This window comes from Protofrankia sp. CiP3 (assembly GCF_917627345.1).
In the GTDB taxonomy this organism is placed as follows: Bacteria; Actinomycetota; Actinomycetes; order Frankiales; family Frankiaceae; genus Protofrankia.
The window spans coordinates 1-2,090 of record NZ_CAKJTM010000222.1 but is presented as its reverse complement, the minus strand read 5'-3'; the positions used below and the strand labels follow the sequence as shown (position 1 = coordinate 2,090).

General features: G+C 71.9%; 2 protein-coding genes. Both read right to left on the bottom strand.

The window, feature by feature from the left end; genetic code table 11:
• Positions 1-769 (bottom strand): tyrosine-type recombinase/integrase (locus tag MJ797_RS26570; RefSeq protein WP_239342462.1); only part of this gene is annotated, 769 nt, incomplete at its 3' end.
• Positions 766-1,956 (bottom strand): tyrosine-type recombinase/integrase, encoded by a 1,191-nt coding sequence (locus MJ797_RS26565; protein ID WP_239342459.1) that lies wholly within the window; start codon positions 1,954-1,956, stop codon positions 766-768. The genes MJ797_RS26570 and MJ797_RS26565, both read right to left, overlap by 4 nt.
• Positions 1,957-2,090 lie beyond the last annotated feature (134 nt).

Genomic DNA, 2,090 nt, shown 5'->3' with positions numbered 1-2,090 from the left:
ACCAGCCGACCAGGGTGGTGACCGCCAGGGTATGCCTGAGATCGTGAAGCCTCGGTCGGCGCCGCCCCGGCGTGCTGATGCCGGCGAGCGCGACCAGCCGACCGAACGCGGACTGCAGCGCGTGCTGGTTTACCCGGTGACCGGTTGTGGTGACGAAGAACGCCGGTGACGACGCGGCGGTCGGGCAGTGCCGGTCGCGGCGTGCGGCGTAGCTGCTCAGCATCGCCACGGTCGTGGGATGCAGCGGCACGCGCCGGATCAGGCCGTTCTTGCCGAGCACGGTGAGCTGGCCGCGGTCGAGGTGCACGTCGTCACGGTCCAGACCGACGGCTTCGCCGATTCTTAGGCCGGTCACGGCGAGCAGGCTGACCACGGCCTGCATGGTCGCGGCCTGCAGGGGTGCGGCGAGCGTGCCGGCCGCATGCACCAATGCGGCGATCTCCTTGGGCGAGTAGATGTATGGCTCCGGCCGGTGCCGCCGCGATGGCAGTAGCTTCAGGGGCGGGACCTCGCAGGCCGGGTCGTAGGCGGCCAGGTAACGTGCGAAGCCGCGCACCATGGTGAGCCTGCGGCTGCGTGTGTCCGCGGACGCCTCTGCCGGCAGGTTCGCCCAGGCCAGTGCCCCGGTGACGGTGACAGTGGTCTGGCTGGTGCCCTCGAGCCAGGTAGCGAAGTCGTGGAGCATGCGGGCGTCGGCGACCAGGCGGTAGCCCAAGGAGCGGCGCATCGCCACGTACTCCTCCACACGTGCCCGCATCGTCGTGGTCATAGCGGTGCTCCCTGCGGGCAGGGCCGGGCCAGTTCGGTGAGCCGCGCGTCGTCCAGACGGGCATACAGCGCCGTCGTGCGCTGGTCAGCGTGCCGGAGCAGCTGTCCGATCTCCTCCATCGACGCGCCTGCCGCGAGCAGGTCGCAGGCGACGGCGTGCCGGACGCGGTGGGGCGAGAACCCGGCCACACCTGCGCGTTGGCAGGCAGCCTTGACCAGCTGGGTCACGCCGCTGACCGTCAACGGCCGAAACGGCGCGTAGAGCGTCAGGAACAGCGTCGCCGCGCTGCTGGCAGGACGGGCGTGCAGCAGGTAGTCGGCCATCGCCTCGCCGGCGTCGGCGGGAAGCGGCAGCGTGTCGACCCGCCCGCCCTTGCCCCGGATCGTGACCTCGCCGGACCGCCATCCGATGTCCTCGAGCCGCAGCCGGGCGATCTCGCCGCCGCGCACCGCGAGCCGTGCCAACATCAGCAGGATGGCGAACTCCCTGCGGCCCGACGCGCTGTCGCGATCGCAGCGCGCGAGCACCGTGCGCACGTCGTCACCGTTTGCGGCGCGAGGGAGCCCGCGCACGGGCCGTCCGCGGCTGGCGGGGACTGCCCCCGCCAGCGGCAGCGTGACCGTCCCGGTCAGGTGCAAGAAACGCAGCAGCGACCGCAGCGCGGGCAGGGTCACCATGTCCGTCGGGGCGCTCTGCCGGCGCGCGGCCCATGTCCGGACGTAGTTGATGACCTGGCCGGCGGACAGGTCCGCGAGGCCGGGGCCCGCCGGGTCCGGTAACCAGGTCAGGAACCCGCGGGCGCACCGCAGGTACTGGGACACCGAGGATTCCGCGAGTGCCCGTTCACCTTCCAGGTAGTCGCGGTAGTCGGCGAGCAGGACCTCCAACGGCGTCGGCGGGGCCGGTGCCGCCGCTGGCGGAGCGGCGCCCACCGCCCGCAGGTAGGTCAGCATCGGCGCGACCGCCGCAATGGTCAACCCTGTGCGGCGCCCCTCCGCCCGCCGGGTCCGCAGGAACCCCTCGATGGCCGCAGACGTCAGACCGGCGGTGGCCAGTTGCCGGCCCGCCAGCCATCCGCTCAGGTCCGCGAGCAGGTGCATGTGCTCGCACACCGTGTCCTCGGCATAGCCGAGACCGAGCAACTCCTGGCGCACACCGGCCGCGAACGGCGCGAGCGGACCGTCCACCTGGATCCGTCTCCGTCGGTCGGACCTATACGAGTCCATGATCCCTCCTGTCTGTCGATCAGGCCTCTCGACAGACAGGACAGCGCGGCTACCGGACAGACGGAGGCCCGTTCGTTATGCCGGGTGTGGTCCCG